The sequence below is a fragment of the Mesorhizobium sp. J428 genome, assembly GCF_024699925.1.
GTDB lineage: Bacteria > Pseudomonadota > Alphaproteobacteria > Rhizobiales > Rhizobiaceae > Mesorhizobium_A.
In genome coordinates, this window is sequence record NZ_JAJOMX010000001.1 from 4,443,622 (window position 1) to 4,458,791 (window position 15,170).

A 15,170-nucleotide genomic window follows, 5' to 3' on the forward strand; every position below is an offset into this window, starting at 1 on the left:
GGTGGGAGAGCGGGCGGAAATCGATGCACAGGGTGCGCGCATCTTCCCCCTTGCGGGGGAGATACGGAGCGCGATCGCCGCGATTGCGGAAGGGTGCGTCCGAGTGGGTAGGGCGTGGATGGCGGTAGTGGGGTGGGAAGCGGACTGGCAGCTCTTGGCGGCGCCATAGGGAAAGCAGACGTCAAAAGCCGGGCGAATTTTTCCCAGCCGAAGCCGGCGAACTAAGAACCTGAATTCTGCACCGTGCAAGCTACTGACGTTGAAAGCCGTGAAAGTGGTGCAGAAATCTTGATTTATGCAACGGCGTCTAACAGTTTGCCAGTAATGGAGATAGCTCGCCGAGTTCATGCCAGCGACGAAAGTGTCTGGTCGCTGGCTTCCAGATCGGGGTTTTGAGAAGAACAGCCTGTTTGACTAAGAGTAGCGCTTCGCGCGGGCGGGGGAAATATGAAGTCCATTGTGACAATTAACGCATCGTTGCCCACCGTCGAGGATCGGTTCGAGCATTTCTCGGGGGCATCGCTCCGGGATTATGACATCGCGCTATTCGATCCCACTTTGCCATACCTTACCCGGATCGAATTTAGTGGCGGCGGTTCGTGCATTGATATCGAAAGCACAAAGCGACTTGCTTCCGCAATGAAGCATTGGGCGACGGAGATCAGCGTCGCCCTCTCGGCTGGCAAAACGATCTTTGTGCCTCTCGCTGAGTATGAGGAAGACTCCGGCGCCACCGGCTACGAACTAGGCACCCGAAACCGAAGGACATACAAAACGTACGCGCTACACAATTACCAGGCCGTGCCGTTTCCGCTTTCGGTGAAGAACGCAAAAGGGCGCCAGATAACAGTCGCGGACGGAATGTTCAGAGGCCTCTTGGAAACTCTGAAGGAGGTTGCCTCCTATCGAGTCATTTTAGATGAGAGTGCCGGCAAACCGATATTTGCCGCGAAGGATGGAGCGGCAGTTGGTTCGGTGCTGAAACCAAAAGGCATGCCGGGCCACCTCGTGCTGCTGCCATACTTCAACATGATCGAGCACGACACCGCCGATCCCGAAATGTGGTCTGATGAAGCCGTGCGTCTGTCGCACGGGATAGTTGCGCAACTCCTCGCCGTGGATAAAGCCCTTAAGGCCGAGGGAGCCGTAACACCGCCGCCCAAGTGGTTGGCCAGCGCACCTGTACCTAAGCAAGTGGAGGTGGTGTCCAAGGAGGTCGCGCGGATCGATGCCGAGATCGATCTGCTCGTAAGCAACAAAGCAGAAAAGCTGGCAGAATCCGAGGCCTTGATGGCTCATTCGCGTTTGCTATTTGAGACCGGCAAGCCCTTAGAGGTGACGTTGCCCCCTGGAATGCCCTCGGTTTGAACTGGACTCCGTCGAAAGGAGACGGAGATGAAGAGAAGCCGGTTCACGGAAGACCAGATCATCGGCGTGCTGAAGGAGCACCAGGCGGGAATCCCGACGGCAGAGCTGTGCCGCAAACACGGGATCTCGGAGGCGACCTTCTACAACTGGCGTAATCGCTATGGCGGCATGGAAGTGTCGGACGCCCGGCGGCTGAGGAGCCTCGAGGACGAGAACCGGCGGCTGAAGAAGCTACTAGCGGAATCTATGCTGGACGTCGCGACGCTGAAGGAAGCACTGGGAAAGTTCTGACGCCCAGGACAAGGAAGCGCTTCGTGGCCTGGGCGATCGAAGAGAAGTGCTACTCGCAGCGGCGTGCCTGCAGTCTGGTCGGGCTCGACCCGAAGACCTATCGCTATGCGTCGCGGCGACCGGACGATGCCGCGGTGCGGGCGCGGCTGAAAGAGCTGGCGCTTGAGCGGCGTCGGTTCGGCTATCGGCGGCTGCTCATCCTTCTGCGGCGCGAGGGCATCGAACTGAACCACAAGAAGCTGTTCCGGCTATACCGGGAGGAGCGGCTGACGGTGAAGAAGCGCGGCGGCCGCAAGCGGGCGCTGGGCACGCGGGCGCCGATGACGCTGCCGCAGGGAGCAAACCAACGATGGAGCCTGGACTTCGTATCCGACATGCTCGCCGATGGCAGACGCTTCCGCGTCCTGGTGGTGGTCGACGACTTCACTCGGGAGTGCCTGGCACTCGTGGTCGACACGTCACTGTCGGGCATGCGGGTGGCGCGGGAACTGGACGCCATCGTCGAGACGCGCGGCCGACCGCTGATGATCGTCTCCGACAACGGCACCGAGCTGACGTCGCGGGCGATCCTGCAGTGGCAGGAGGACAACCGCGTCGAGTGGCACTACATCGCGCCGGGCAAGCCGACCCAGAACGGCTTCGTCGAAAGCCTGAACGGCCGCTTGCGCGACGAATGCCTCAACGAGCACCTGTTCCGCGGCATGGCAGCGGCACGCCGCATCATTGAAGAGTGGAGGATCGACTACAACGAGCACCGGCCACACACGAGCCTGCGTGGCCTCACCCCGAACGAGTTTGCAAACCGGTCCAGATCGGACCACAAGGAGAACAGAGTCCAGTTATGAATGAGGGCTGATCGGGGGCAACGTCAGAGGCTGCAATAGAGGCCGCCCTCCGACTGCTTGGCTTCACGGTGGAGAACTACCGCGTGGGCGACGTCGAAATTGATCATATCTTCGTCGGGCCGTCAGGAGTCCGGATGATTGGTGAGTCAGAGGGCAAGGAAAATTCGTCAGTAGACATCACCAAGTTTAGACAGCTCGAGTCCAACATTAACGAGGATTTTCAGCGAGAGGAGGTAAACACACCCGCCAAGGGAGTGCTCTTCGGCAATGCCTACAGATTTACTGAGCCCGCGTTGAGGGCAGATCATTTTACGGCCAAGTGTCTGACCAATGCAAAGCGATTGGGAACAGCGCTCGTGCGCACATCAGACCTGTACGATGCGATCGTTCACGTCCTTGATCACCCCGACGACCATCGTTTTGTCGAGCACTGTAGAATGGCAATCGAGGAGACAAGCGGCGGCATTGTGGTGTTCCCCGCACCTGTTAAAAACTTACCCGCTAGCCAAAGCGAGTAGTTTGCGCTCCAGATGGCGACCGAAGGCAGCTTTTGGGAAGATTGTGACTAGCCCTCGAACGGCCGCAATTGGGTCGTAAGCAGACACGGTTCCGTTCAGGCGACGGTCCGCCGCCGCTGCCGGGCGTGGCCCAGTGCACTCGGCAGTTCCCGCCCCCTCCACCACGCTTTGCGTGGTCGTCCTGCGGATCCCCCGTAAACGGGGGAGGATCAGCGCGCTCGACCGTCGCGTTTTTCTAACCCTTGATGAAGGCCACTTTCGGGAGGTCGGCGTGGCACCGGATCCTCCCCCGTTTACGGGGGATCCGCAGGACGACCGCCGAAGGCGGTGGAGGGGGCGATTCCGCGAAAGCGAGTAGGCGCTCTACACCAGCTCCACCTCGACCACCCCGTTAACCGCGCGCATGGCGGCGGCGATGCGGGGGTCGATGCGGTAGCGGCCGGGGAGTTCGATCTCGATCTCGCCCTGGCCCTCGCCCTTCAGCACCACGAAGGAGACCTGGCTTTCGCCGCGCTGCTGGAGCTGGCTCGACAGGGTGTTGAGGGGCGCGGGGTCGCGCAGGAAGATGCGCAGCGCCTTCTGGTGCTTGGCGGCCTCGTTGTCGAGCGACTGTACCGAGTTGACGCGCAGGTTGACGCCCTCCGGCCGGTCTTCCGCCGCGACGGTGATGACGACCGATTTTCCTTCTTCCAGCAGGTCGCGAAACTGCGTCAGCGTCTCGGAGAACAGCACGGCCTCGTATTGCCCGCTCATGTCGGAGAGCTGGACGACGCACATCTTGTTGCCGGTCTTGGTCTTGCGCTCCTTGGCCGAGGTGATCGTGCCCGCCAGCCGCCCCGCCGAGGCGCCGCGCTTCACGGCGGCCTGAAAGTCGGACCAGCCTTGCACGCGCATGCGCTCCAGCACCGTGCGGTATTCGTCGAGCGGGTGCGCCGAGAGGTAGAAGCCGACGGCGGCGAACTCGCGCTGCAGGCGCTCCGCCGTCAGCCATGGCTCGGCCGCGGGCAGGTGCAGCTTCTGCTGCCGCGCGGCCGAGCTCGATCCGAACATGTCGGACATGCCGAGCGCCGCATCCTCCGAGGCGCGCGAGGCGAGGCCCATCATGCGTTCGATGCCCGCCATCATCGCCGCGCGGTCGTGGCCGAAGCAGTCAAAGGCGCCGGCCTGGATCAGGCTCTCGAAGACGCGCTTGCCGACGATCTTCGGGTCGACGCGCTCGCAGAAATCCTCAAGGTCGGAAAACTGCTTCTCCTTGCGCTTCTCGACGATGTGGCGCACGGCCGCGTCGCCGACGCCCTTGATGGCGGCGAGCGAATAGAAGATGCGGTTGCCCTCGACCTCGAAGTCGCGGTCCGACGTCCTGACCGACGGCGGCACCACCTCGATGCCGAGCCGCATCGCGTCCTGGCGGAAGTCAGACAGCTTGTCGGTGTTGCCCATGTCGAGCGTCATCGATGCGGCGAGGAATTCGACCGGATAGTGCGCCTTGAGGAACGCGGTCTGGTAGGAGACGATCGCGTAGGCGGCGGCGTGGCTCTTGTTGAAGCCGTAGTCGGCGAACTTGGCCAGGAGGTCGAAGATGAAGTCGGCCTGCGGCTTGGCCACGCCGCGCTCGACGGCGCCGGTGACGAAGCGCTCGCGCTGCTTGTCCATTTCGGCGCGGATCTTCTTGCCCATGGCGCGGCGCAGCAGATCGGCTTCGCCGAGCGAGTAGCCGGCGAGCTCCTGCGCGATCTGCATCACCTGTTCCTGGTAGACGATGACGCCCTGCGTCTCCTTCACCAGATGGTCGATCTTGGGGTGGATCGAGGCGATCTCCTCCTCGCCGTGCTTGCGGGCATTGTAGGTGGGGATGTTCTCCATCGGGCCGGGGCGGTAGAGCGCCACCAGCGCGATGATGTCCTCGATGCAGTCCGGCTTCATGCCGATCAGCGCCTTGCGCATGCCGGCCGATTCCACCTGGAAGATGCCGACCGTCTCGCCGCGCGACAGCATCTCGTAGGTGGGCTTGTCGTCCAGAGGCAGCGTCGCGAGGTCGATCTCGATACCGCGGCGGCGGATCAGTTTCACCGCCGTCTCCAGGACGGTGAGCGTCTTGAGGCCGAGGAAGTCGAACTTGACGAGGCCGGCGTCCTCGACCTTCTTCATGTTGAACTGCGTCACCGGCATGTCGGAGCGCGGGTCGCGATACATCGGCACCAGCTCGGAGAGCGGCCGGTCGCCGATGACGATGCCGGCGGCGTGCGTCGAGGCGTGGCGGTAGAGGCCTTCGAGCTTCTGGGCGATGTCGAGCAAGGTCTGGACGACGGGCTCCTTCTCGACTTCCTCGGCGAAGCGCGGCTCGGCCTCGATCGCCTCGGCGAGCTTGACGGGATTGGCCGGGTTCTGCGGCACCATCTTGCAGAGCCGGTCGACCTGGCCGTAAGGCATCTGCAGCACGCGGCCGACGTCGCGCAGCACGGCGCGGGCCTGCAGCGTGCCGAAGGTGATGATCTGCCCGACCTGGTCGCGGCCGTATTTGCTCTGGACGTAGCGGATCACCTCCTCGCGACGGTCCTGGCAGAAGTCGATGTCGAAGTCGGGCATCGACACGCGGTCGGGATTGAGGAAGCGCTCGAACAGCAGCGAAAAGCGCAGCGGGTCGACGTCGGTGATGGTGAGCGCATAGGCGACCAGCGAGCCGGCGCCGGAGCCGCGGCCCGGGCCGACGGGGATGTCGTGCGCCTTGGCCCATTTGATGAAGTCCGACACGATGAGGAAGTAGCCCGGAAACTTCATCTTCTGGATGACGCCGATCTCGTATTCGAGCCGCTCGGCATATTGCTCCTGGGTGTACCCCGCGGTCAGCCCGCGGGTCGCGATGCGCATGGCAAGGCCCTCGCGGGCCTGGCGGGCGAGCTCCTCTGCCTCGGCGCGCTCGGCGGCTTCGGCGTCGTCCACATCCGCGCCCGCGAAGCGCGGCAGGATCGGCTTGCGGTTCTTCGGATAGTAGGAGCAGCGCATGGCGATCTCGATCGTGTTGTCGAGCGCCTCGGGCAGGTCGAAGAAGAGTTCGGACATCTCCTTCTGACTGCGCAGGTGATGGTCGGGCGTCAGCCGGCGGCGGTCGTCGACGGCGACGACGGACCCTTCGGCGATCGCCATCAGCGCATCGTGGGCATCGAAGTCTTCCCGCGCGAGGAAGAAGGCCTCGTTGGTCGCCACCAGCGGCAGCCGCTTGTCGTAGGCAAGCGCGATCATCGCCGCCTCGACGGCGCGGTCGTGGCCCTGCGGGCGCTGCAGCTCGACATAGAGCCGGTCGCCGAAGATGCGCGACAGCATGTCCAGCCGCTCGGCCGCGACCGCCTGGTGGTCATGCTTCAGCGCAGTGCCGATCGGGCCGCCTTCGCCGCCGGTGAGGCAGATCACCCCCTCGGCGAGTTCCTCCAGCCAGCCGGTGTTCGCCTGCACGCCGAGTTCGGCCGGGTTGTCGAGATAGGCGCGGCTGACCAGCCGCACGAGATTGGCATAACCCGTCTCGGTCGCGGCGATGAGGACCAGCGGAAAGACGCTGCGCGGCTTGCGGTGCCCGGTATTGGCCTCAGGTGCGGGGTCGGCGAAGGCGATGTCGAGCTGGCAGCCGATGATCGGCTGGACGCCGTCCTTCGAGGCGTATTGCGCGAATTCGAGCGCGCCGAACAGGTTGTTGGTGTCGGTGACGGCGATGGCCGGCTGCTCGTCCTTGATCGCGTGGGCAACGATCTTCTTGAGCGGCAGGGCGCCCTCAAGCAGCGAATAGGACGAGTGGACGCGCAGGTGGACGAAGGGGCGGACGGCGACCGGCGCGCGGGCCGCGGGCTGACCGCCGGCGCCGGACAGGCCCGCGAGTTCCCGCTTCAGGGGATCCCTGATCCGCCGCTCTTCCGTCATTTCAATCCGCCCGTCGTTGCCGCTTCGACTCGCGGCCTATTGTCCGCATGCAGCCGTCCGCGTCCAGCACAGATCGGGGCTTGCGCACATGTCCGGCAACTCCGGGCGTTCAACGAGGCCGGGAACCGCCGGGCTTCGGCGCAGTTGTTGGACCAGCGAAACGAATTGGATGGCAGGATCATGACCGGATTGACGAAGCTGATGCTGATTGCCGCTGTCGTTGCACCCATGGGCGGATTTGCAGCCCACGCCAACGATGGCGACTTCCTTACCAGCTTGGAAGGCAGCTGGGCCGGCAAGGGCACGGTGAAGGTGCGCACGAACGCCTCGCCGGTGAACGTCAACTGCACGTTCAAGACCGACGCGACCGACACGTCGCTGTCTCTCGACGGCAAGTGCCGCGGCCTTGTCGTCGTGTCCCGCGCCATCTCGGCGGACCTCACGGCCAACGGCACCAGCTACAAGGGCACCTATACCGGCGCGGGCACCGGTGTGGCCGGCCTGAACGGACAGAGATCGGGCGACGCGATCAATCTCGGCATTCGCTGGGCGAAGGAGGTCAACGGCGACCGCAGCGCCCGCATGACCGTCGAGAAGGTCGGCAGCAACGGGTTGCGGCTGACCACGGTCGACGAGGACCCGGAGACCGGCGCGCGCGTGGTGACCAGCCAGATCGACCTGGCGCGCCTGTAACGGCACGCTATTCGTCCACCGCCTCCGGCGGGTGCGCGTTGCGGCCCTTGCCGAAGGTGTAGCCGGTCTCGACGGCAGCGCGGCCGAACTTGCCGCGCAGGATGTCGATCGCACCCTCCGCCTTCGCCCGCTTTTCGGCCTGCCGGTCGACCAAGTCCGGTGGGTCGGCGCGGGCGTCGTCGGTAAGGTCGGACACGCCGATGCCGATGAGACGGTAGAGCGTGCCGTCGGTTTCGCGCGACAGGAGCTCGCGGCCAGTGGCGAAGATGCGATCGGCGAGCCGGGTGGGGTCGGCGAGCTGGCGGTTGCGGGTGCGCAGCTTGAAATCCTTGGTCTTGAGCTTCAGCACCACGGTGCGCCCGGCGATGCCAGATTTCTTCAGCCGCGACGACACCTTTTCGGACAAAGCGCGCAGGATCGGCACGAGGTCGGCGGCGGAGGACAGGTCCTCGTTGAAGGTGGTCTCGGCCGAGACGCTCTTGGCCTCGCGGTCGATGTCGACGGCGCGGTCGTCCTCGCCGCGGGCGAGGTGGTAGAGCCGGTCGCCCATTGTGCCGTAGCGGCGCATGAGCTCGGCCCGCTCCATGCGCTGGAGCTGGCCGATGCTGCGCACTCCGTCGCGCTCCAGCACCGCGGCGAAGGCCTTGCCGACGCCCCAAATCATGGTCACCGGCTTGTCGGCGAGGAAGGACAGCGCTTCGGCCTCGCCAATGACGGAGAAGCCGCGCGGCTTGTTGAGGTCGGACGCCACCTTGGCGAGGAACTTGCAGTAGGACAGGCCGACGGAGACGGTGATGCCGATCTCCTTCTCGACCTGGCGGGCGAAGCGCGCCAGCACCAGGGCGGGCGGCATGCCGTGCAGCCGCTCGGTGCCCGCGAGGTCGAGGAAGGCCTCGTCGATCGAGATCGGCTGCACCAGCGGCGTCAGCGCCTGCATCATCTGGCGCACCTCGCGGCCGACCCGGGCATATTTCTCCATGTCGGGCGGGATCACCACCGCGTGCGGGCAGGCCTCCAGCGCCTTGAACATCGGCATGGCCGAGCGCACGCCGTTGATGCGGGCGATATAGCAGGCGGTGGAAACGACGCCGCGCTTGCCGCCGCCGATGATGACGGGCTTGTCGGCCAGCTCCGGACTGTCGCGCTTCTCGACCGCTGCGTAGAAGGCGTCGCAGTCGATATGGGCGAGGCTGAGCGTGTAGAGCTCGGGATGCGCGGCCAGACGCGGACTGCCGCAGCGCTCGCAGCGCCGCGCGGCCTTCGACTGCCGGGTCAGGCAATCGCGGCAGAAACCATGCGCAGGGTCATTGACAGACAGCATCGTGCCTGAGAACATAGAGTGAACAAGCGCGATGATAGAAGAGCCTGGGCCCACCCGCAAGGCCAGTCGGAGGCGTGACGATGACTGCTGACGAGATCCTGCCGCTCACGCCGGAGCGCTGGCCCGATTTCGAGGATCTCTTCGGCAAGCAGGGCGCCTGCTATGGCTGCTGGTGCACCTATTTCCGCCTGCCGCCCGCCACGCGGCGGCAGAACGACGGGCAGCGCAACAAGGACCATATCCACGACAGGATCATGGCCGGACCGCCGCCCGGCCTGCTTGCCTATGAGGAGGGCCGCGCGGTGGGCTGGATGCAGATCGGCCCGCGCGCGGACGTGCCTGAATGGAACAATGCGAGACGCGTCTCGGCGCCGCTCGAGCCGTCCGATGTGGCCGATCCGGCCGTCTGGGCGATCTCCTGCTTCTTCCTGCGCGCGTCAGCGCGGGGCAGGGGGCTGAGCCACCGCCTGGTGGAGGCCGGCCTGCGCCATGCCGCAGCGCAGGGCGCGCGGGTCGTCGAGGCCTGTCCGATCGATCACTCGAAGGATTCACGCTCGGTCGGGCTCTTCGTCGGCTCGACGCGGGTGTTCGAGAAGGCGGGCTTCGCCTGCGTGGCGACCCGCAAGGCGGGGCGGCCGTTGATGCGGTTAGTACTTTGAAAGATCAGAGCCCGAGCGCCGAGGCGATCTTGGGCGCGGCCTCGCGCCAGTCGTCGACGATGTGCACGCCGGCGGGCGGCGGCGGGATTAGGGCGCGGAGCGAATTGTCCGCCATCAGGTGAAACAGATGCGCGTCGGGCACCCGCTCCATCGCGGAGGCGAGGTTGCGCGGCTGGTCGTCGACGAAGGCGACGGGCCGCATCGACGGTCCGCGCAGCCGCTCGATGGCGGGTCCCTTCGCCATTTCGGTGGTGAGCAGGGGATAGCTGAAGCCGAGTGCATCGAGATGCGCGATTCGCGACGCGCGATGGCGATGCGGCATGGCGGTGAGCAGGATGATCTCGGCGCGGGCGCCGATGAACTCGAGCGCCTCGGCCGCCCCCTCCGTCAGGGTCTGCCAGTCGGACTGCGCGACGAAGAAGGCGTCGATGAGTTCGGCGACCTGCGCCGTGTCGGCGGGCGCGCCGGAAGCGAGCTCGACGATGTTGCCGTTGAGCCGGAAGTTGTCGAGGTTGAGCTTGTAGCCGCGACCTTCCAGATAGCGCGGGAACGGGCGGATGAAGTCGAGCAGGACGTCGTCGACGTCGAGCACGAGCAGCGGCCTGTCGTCGTGCGACAGTTCCTCGATCTGGCGCAGTGTCTCGGGATCGTCGCTCAACTGGACCTCTCATGCATGTCGTCGCCGAAGGGCAGCGCCCGGCAGGCACGGGCGACCTCGGCCGCATCGATGCCGGCGGCCTCGGCGAACTGCAGCAGCGTCGGCTCGTGCGCGAGCAGGAACTGCAGCACGCCGGCCAGGAAGCCGGGCTGGGTGGCCGCAGCGCGGATGTCCTTCGCCTCGATGCCGGTGATCGCGAGGAAGCGCGGCAGGAGCACAGCGTCGGACGCGATGAAGCCGAGCGCGCGGATCGCGAGCGCTTCGGCCGCCTCGCGGTCGTGTCCCGTCTTCGACATCTGCACTGGTTCGGCGTTCCGCATCGTGGCAGACGAATATGGCGAGCCGGCCGCGACTGCAAGCGCCTCCGGCCGATTACCGTTTCGTCAATCAAATCACCATATGGTGTGCTCCGGAAAGTCGCGTCGCTGGCGGGGCGCGCAGACCGGGGTTCAGGATCACGGCCACGGTCGAGAGGGACGATAGCGCGATGCCAAAGAAGGTGATGATCGTCGAGGACAACGAGCTCAACATGAAGCTCTTCCGCGACCTGATCGAGGCGACAGGCTACGAGACCGTTCGCACGCGCAACGGCCTGGAGGCGCTCGATCTCGCCCGCACCCATCGTCCCGACCTGATCCTGATGGACATCCAGCTGCCCGAGGTCTCCGGCCTCGAAGTGACGAAGTGGCTCAAGCAGGACGACGAACTCCATTCGATCCCCGTGATCGCGGTGACGGCCTTCGCGATGAAGGGCGACGAGGAGCGCATCCGCCAGGGCGGCTGCGAGGCCTACATCTCCAAGCCGATCTCGGTCCCGAAATTCATCGAGACCATCAAGTCCTATCTCGGGGACGCCTGATGGTCGTCCGTTCTCCTGGAGCTTCCGGCCGATGACCGCCCGTATCCTCGTCGTCGACGACGTGCCGGCCAATGTGAAGCTCCTCGAGGCGCGGCTGCTGGCCGAGTATTTCGAGGTCCTGTCCGCCTTCAGCGGCCCGGAGGCCATCGAGATCTGCGAGAACGGCAAGGTCGACGTCGTGCTGCTCGACGTGATGATGCCCGAGATGGACGGGTTCGAGGTCTGCCGCCGCCTGAAATCGGACCGGAACACCTCGCACATCCCGATCGTCATGGTGACCGCACTCGACCACCCGTCGGATCGCATCCTCGGGCTCGAAGTCGGCGCGGACGATTTCCTGACCAAGCCGGTCAACGACCTGCAGCTTCTGACGCGGGTGCGCAGCCTCGTGCGCCTGAAGATGCTGAGCGACGAATTGAGGCTGCGTGCCTCCACCACACGCAACATCGGCATCGAGGAACTTCTCGGCCGGAAGGACCCGATGGGGGAGGCGCGGGCGCGGCTGCTGCTCGTAGACCAGCGCGCCTCCTCGCAGGAGCGAATGACCGACATGCTGCGGCCGTTCGCGGATGTCGACGTGGTTCCCGATCCGCAGAAGGCGCTCTTCCAGGCGGCGGAAGGCCGCTACGAGGCCGTGCTGGTCACGACGGGTCTCGCCGGGTTCGACCCGCTGCGGCTGTGCTCGCAGCTGCGCTCGCTCGACCGCACCCGCTTCCTGCCGATCGTGCTGGTGGCCGAGTCCGGCGAGGACAATCTGGTGATGCGCGGCCTCGATCTCGGCGTGAACGATTACGTGACGCGCCCGGTCGACGAGCTCGAACTGACGGCACGGCTTCGCACCCAGATCCGACGCAAGCGCTATAATGAGGAACTGCGCTCCAGCGTCGCCCAGACGATCGAGATGGCGGTGACCGACGCTCTCACCGGCCTGCACAACCGGCGCTATCTCGACAGCCACCTGGCGACGCTGTTCGAGCGCGCCGGCTCGCGCGGCAGGCCGCTGTCGCTGCTGATCAGCGACATCGACCGGTTCAAGCCGATCAACGATACGCACGGCCACGCCGCCGGCGACGAGGTGCTGCGCGACTTCGCGCGGCGGCTGCGCAAGAACGTCAGGGGCATCGACCTCGCCTGCCGCTTCGGCGGCGAGGAGTTCGTCGTCGTCATGCCGGACACCGACCAGGAGGTGGCGGAGAACGTGGCCGAGCGCATCCGCCACGAGATCGAAAGCCAGCCGTTCGCGATCGGCGGCGGAACACAGGCGGTGCAGGTGACCGTCAGCATCGGCGTGGCGTCGATGATCCCGGGCAAGGACAGCGTCAACACACTGATCGGCCGCGCGGATGCGGCCCTCTACGAGGCCAAGAACACCGGCCGCAACCGCGTGGTCGCCAAGGCCGCCTGATCGCGGAAGAGAACGTTTGCCGGCTGCCCCGGGGCAAGGCAATCGCGGGCGGCATTTACCCTGTTTCGGGTGATTCGCTCTCAAACCTTAAGAAAGTATTGATTTTCAAGCGATCTTGCGCGATTGTTTCGCTGGGTGGGACGGCACAGCGACGAGGGACATTCGGCGTCCGTCCAGATATACCCCATGATGCTCAGGTCCGCCGCATCTCCTGGGTTACGTGGGGTTGGCCGGTCGACGCTGGCGCATAGTGGATTCCTCGTACCGCTGCCAGAGAGTCGGCCGGCCCCCTTTATCTTTCTCCATCAGATTCAAATGCGCCTGCAAGGGATTGCGTGCGCAAAAGAAAACGCCGCCCGGAGGCGGCGTCGGATCTGCGAGACGGCATTTCTGCCTTACTTGATCTTGGTTTCCTTGAACTCGACGTGCTTCTTCGCGACCGGATCGTACTTCCGGAACGAGAGCTTGTCGGTCTTGGTGCGGCTGTTCTTGCTCGTCACGTAGAAGAAGCCGGTGTCGGCGGTCGAGAGGAGCTTGATCTTGATGTTGGCGGCTTTTGCCATGGGTCTTGTCCGTAATTCTCGTGTGGGTCACTTCGCGCGCAAGCGCCAAGCGTCGAGCCCGGCCGCGGAAAACTGAGCCGGACACATACGGATTGGCCGCGGAAAGTCAAGAGCGGGAAGGGCTGCGCATCATCCGAACGGCGATCAGCAGCAGGTAGGCCGCGAAGAAAGCGCCGATCGTCCAGCCGAAGCCGGGCGGACCGAAAGCGTCGAGGCCGAGACCGATCATCTGCGGGCCGGCGAGCATGCCGATGCCGTAGCAGAAGACGAAGGCGGCGTTGGCCGAGGCGAGGTCCCGCCCGTGCAGTTGCGAGCCGAGGTGCGCGAGACCGACCGTGTAGAGTGCTGCGACCGCACCGCCCCACACCAGCAGCAGGGCCGCCATCAGCGTCCAGTTCTGCGCGACGAGCGGCATCAGCGCCATGCCGGCGAGCCCCGCCACTGCGCAGGCGACCAGGACACGGCGGCGGTCGCCGATCCGGTCGCTGAGCATGCCGAGCGGCACCTGGAACAGCACGTTGCCCAGTCCGATCATCGACAGAAGCAGCGCCGCGTCGGCCTCCGGGTAGCCGATCTTCGACGCATAGAGCGGGAAGAGGGCGAAGCCGCCGGTCTCGACCGCGCCGAAGACGAACACCGCCGCCGTCGCGGTCGGCACCAGCCAGATGTAGCGCAGGAAGCGGTTGCCGTCGCCGCTGCCGCCGCGCGGGATCCGCGGGCTCTGCCGCCATGCGATCAGAACCGGCAGCATGCCGGCCAGCACGAGGCCGAAGGCAACCGCGAAGGGACGCACCCCCTGGCTGCCGATCTGGGCGAAGATCCACGGACCGAGCGCGAAGCCGAGCGACAGCATGGTCGCATAGATGCCGAGGACCATGCCGCGCCGGCGCGGCGGGGCCGAGACGTTGATCCAGTATTCCGACAGGATGAACACGATCGTCAGCGCGATGTGCAGCACCGCGCGCAGCGGAAACCACATCCAGAACTCGGTCGCGTAGTGGAAGCCCATGAACGACAGCGCGCCGACGAACATGCTGACTGCGAGCATCGGCACGACGCCGAAGCGGGCGCCGAGCGGCGTCGCGATCGGCGCCGCCGCGATGGAGGCGAGGCCGGCCGCGGCCGTGTTGAGCCCGATCATCGACGCGGAATGGCCGCGCTGTTCGAGCACGACACTGAGCAGGGGAACGCCGAGCCCGATCGCGATGCCGACGACGCTGATCGAGCCGATCGCGGCCGCGAGCGACAGCAGCCGAAGCGGCAGGTGTTCCTCCCCATCGGGATTGGACGGCGCATGCATTGTGTTGATCGGACTGTTGGCGGATCAGATCAGGTCGCGCAGGAACCGCTGGTGCCGCATGTAGTAGAACGGAACCGGATGGTCCGCGTCGAGGGACGGGTCTTCGGCGAGCCGATTCGCCAGATCGCCCAGGACCGTCCGCGTGATCATCGGTATTTCCTCCGACACGGCATTGCCGATGGGCAGCCAGACGAGTTCTTCGAGTTCCTCCGTCGGACCGCCGCCAGGCAGTTCCACCGCGACGTCGTCGCGCCACGCGGCGATGAAGCGCGTGTCGAAGCGGCGCACGCGGCCGGGCGGAGTGATGGCGCGGGCGATCATGCGCAGGTTGGAGAGCGTCGGCTGGACGCCGTTCTCGGCGAAGCCGTGCCAGCCCTCGCGCTTCGTCTTGTAGCCGCCGCTGCGGCCGATCAGCAGCCCGGCCTCCTCATAGGTCTCGCGCAGCGCCGAAAGGGCGATCGCACGCGCCCGCGCCGACGAGATCGAGCGCTTGCCCTTGACCACCAGCTTGGCCTCGACGGCCGGATGCAGCGTGTCGGCGACCGCGACACGGCTGTCGGAGGGATCGGTGCGCCCGCCGGGGAAGACCAGGCGGCCGGGCATGAAGGCGTGCTTGCGCGAGCGGCGGCCCATCAGGACGCGGAACTCGCCGCCGCTGCGGTCGATGAGCATCAGCGTGGCCGCGTCGCGCGGGCGCATCGGCTTGCCGCCCAGCGCGAAATCCTTGGACTCGGCGTTGTCGACCTGCGCCCGCGTCATGCCTTCCATGGTGCCTCCTCCC

General features: G+C 65.6%; 13 protein-coding genes and 1 pseudogene. 7 read left to right on the plus strand and 7 right to left on the minus strand.

Annotated elements, in window-relative coordinates; translation table 11 throughout:
- Positions 1-447 precede the first annotated feature (447 nt).
- The 3 genes and pseudogenes from LRS09_RS22290 to LRS09_RS22300 all read left to right on the plus strand — a co-directional run bounded on the left by LRS09_RS22290 (position 448) and on the right by LRS09_RS22300 (position 3,022).
- Positions 448-1,368 (plus strand): hypothetical protein, encoded by a 921-nt coding sequence (locus tag LRS09_RS22290; protein WP_257809089.1) that lies wholly within the window; start codon positions 448-450, stop codon positions 1,366-1,368.
- Between the two features lie 27 nt (positions 1,369-1,395).
- Positions 1,396-2,504 (plus strand): annotated as a pseudogene (locus LRS09_RS22295) (IS3 family transposase).
- A gap of 83 nt (positions 2,505-2,587) precedes the next feature.
- Positions 2,588-3,022, plus strand: a complete 435-nt coding sequence (locus LRS09_RS22300) for a hypothetical protein (protein ID WP_257809090.1) — start codon at positions 2,588-2,590, stop codon at positions 3,020-3,022.
- Positions 3,023-3,385: 363 nt separating this feature from the next.
- Here the strand turns inward: LRS09_RS22300 and dnaE are convergent, their stop codons facing one another.
- Positions 3,386-6,931, minus strand: a complete 3,546-nt coding sequence (gene dnaE / locus LRS09_RS22305; protein ID WP_257809091.1) for a DNA polymerase III subunit alpha — start codon at positions 6,929-6,931, stop codon at positions 3,386-3,388.
- Positions 6,932-7,111: 180 nt separating this feature from the next.
- Between dnaE and LRS09_RS22310 the strand changes: the two genes are divergently transcribed.
- Positions 7,112-7,624 carry a hypothetical protein gene (locus tag LRS09_RS22310; RefSeq protein ID WP_257809092.1) on the plus strand — a complete coding sequence of 171 codons (513 nt, stop codon included), beginning with the start codon at positions 7,112-7,114 and terminating at the stop codon, positions 7,622-7,624.
- 7 nt (positions 7,625-7,631) lie between these two features.
- Here LRS09_RS22310 and LRS09_RS22315 read toward each other — a convergent pair whose 3' ends face one another.
- The gene (locus tag LRS09_RS22315; RefSeq protein ID WP_374684871.1) at positions 7,632-8,945 is read right to left on the minus strand and encodes a DNA polymerase IV; all 1,314 of its coding nucleotides are present in this window, start codon (positions 8,943-8,945) and stop codon (positions 7,632-7,634) included.
- A gap of 80 nt (positions 8,946-9,025) precedes the next feature.
- Between LRS09_RS22315 and LRS09_RS22320 the strand changes: the two genes are divergently transcribed.
- Positions 9,026-9,604 carry a GNAT family N-acetyltransferase gene (locus LRS09_RS22320; protein ID WP_257809095.1) on the plus strand — a complete coding sequence of 193 codons (579 nt, stop codon included), beginning with the start codon at positions 9,026-9,028 and terminating at the stop codon, positions 9,602-9,604.
- Positions 9,605-9,608: 4 nt separating this feature from the next.
- Here LRS09_RS22320 and LRS09_RS22325 read toward each other — a convergent pair whose 3' ends face one another.
- Entirely contained in the window at positions 9,609-10,262 is a 654-nt protein-coding gene (locus tag LRS09_RS22325; protein ID WP_257809096.1) for a hypothetical protein, read from the minus strand.
- A complete protein-coding gene (locus LRS09_RS22330; RefSeq protein ID WP_257809097.1) occupies positions 10,259-10,558 on the minus strand; it encodes a DUF3572 domain-containing protein in 300 nt (99 codons plus the stop codon). The genes LRS09_RS22325 and LRS09_RS22330 overlap by 4 nt, the downstream gene beginning before the upstream one ends.
- Positions 10,559-10,764: 206 nt before the next feature.
- Here LRS09_RS22330 and LRS09_RS22335 point away from each other — a divergent pair, with 206 nt between their 5' ends.
- Both LRS09_RS22335 and LRS09_RS22340 read left to right on the plus strand, forming a co-directional pair.
- Positions 10,765-11,121: a response regulator gene (locus tag LRS09_RS22335; RefSeq protein ID WP_308240364.1), complete on the plus strand. Its 357-nt coding sequence runs from the start codon at positions 10,765-10,767 to the stop codon at positions 11,119-11,121.
- 31 nt (positions 11,122-11,152) lie between these two features.
- Positions 11,153-12,526, plus strand: coding sequence for a PleD family two-component system response regulator (locus LRS09_RS22340; RefSeq protein ID WP_257809099.1), 1,374 nt, complete (start codon positions 11,153-11,155; stop codon positions 12,524-12,526).
- A gap of 395 nt (positions 12,527-12,921) precedes the next feature.
- Here LRS09_RS22340 and rpmG read toward each other — a convergent pair whose 3' ends face one another.
- From rpmG to LRS09_RS22355, 3 genes are all read right to left on the minus strand, one after another.
- Positions 12,922-13,089 carry a 50S ribosomal protein L33 gene (gene rpmG / locus LRS09_RS22345; protein WP_006201775.1) on the minus strand — a complete coding sequence of 56 codons (168 nt, stop codon included), beginning with the start codon at positions 13,087-13,089 and terminating at the stop codon, positions 12,922-12,924.
- A 106-nt stretch (positions 13,090-13,195) separates the two neighbouring features.
- Positions 13,196-14,389 (minus strand): MFS transporter, encoded by a 1,194-nt coding sequence (locus tag LRS09_RS22350; protein ID WP_257809158.1) that lies wholly within the window; start codon positions 14,387-14,389, stop codon positions 13,196-13,198.
- A gap of 24 nt (positions 14,390-14,413) precedes the next feature.
- Positions 14,414-15,157, minus strand: coding sequence for an NUDIX hydrolase (locus LRS09_RS22355; RefSeq protein WP_257809159.1), 744 nt, complete (start codon positions 15,155-15,157; stop codon positions 14,414-14,416).
- Positions 15,158-15,170: the final 13 nt, after the last annotated feature.

Excerpts from the sequence above, each read along its gene's own strand:
- LRS09_RS22355 (WP_257809159.1), bottom strand. The coding sequence starts at position 15,157 with ATGGAAGGCATGACGCGGGCGCAGGTCGACAACGCCGAGTCCAAGGAT.
- LRS09_RS22330 (WP_257809097.1), bottom strand. The coding sequence starts at position 10,558 with ATGTCGAAGACGGGACACGACCGCGAGGCGGCCGAAGCGCTCGCGATC.
- LRS09_RS22335 (WP_308240364.1), top strand. The coding sequence starts at position 10,765 with ATGATCGTCGAGGACAACGAGCTCAACATGAAGCTCTTCCGCGACCTG.
- LRS09_RS22350 (WP_257809158.1), bottom strand. The coding sequence starts at position 14,389 with ATGCATGCGCCGTCCAATCCCGATGGGGAGGAACACCTGCCGCTTCGG.
- dnaE (WP_257809091.1), bottom strand. The coding sequence starts at position 6,931 with ATGACGGAAGAGCGGCGGATCAGGGATCCCCTGAAGCGGGAACTCGCG.
- LRS09_RS22340 (WP_257809099.1), top strand. The coding sequence starts at position 11,153 with ATGACCGCCCGTATCCTCGTCGTCGACGACGTGCCGGCCAATGTGAAG.
- LRS09_RS22290 (WP_257809089.1), top strand. The coding sequence starts at position 448 with ATGAAGTCCATTGTGACAATTAACGCATCGTTGCCCACCGTCGAGGAT.
- LRS09_RS22310 (WP_257809092.1), top strand. The coding sequence starts at position 7,112 with ATGACCGGATTGACGAAGCTGATGCTGATTGCCGCTGTCGTTGCACCC.
- LRS09_RS22320 (WP_257809095.1), top strand. The coding sequence starts at position 9,026 with ATGACTGCTGACGAGATCCTGCCGCTCACGCCGGAGCGCTGGCCCGAT.
- rpmG (WP_006201775.1), bottom strand. The coding sequence starts at position 13,089 with ATGGCAAAAGCCGCCAACATCAAGATCAAGCTCCTCTCGACCGCCGAC.
- LRS09_RS22315 (WP_374684871.1), bottom strand. The coding sequence starts at position 8,945 with ATGCTGTCTGTCAATGACCCTGCGCATGGTTTCTGCCGCGATTGCCTG.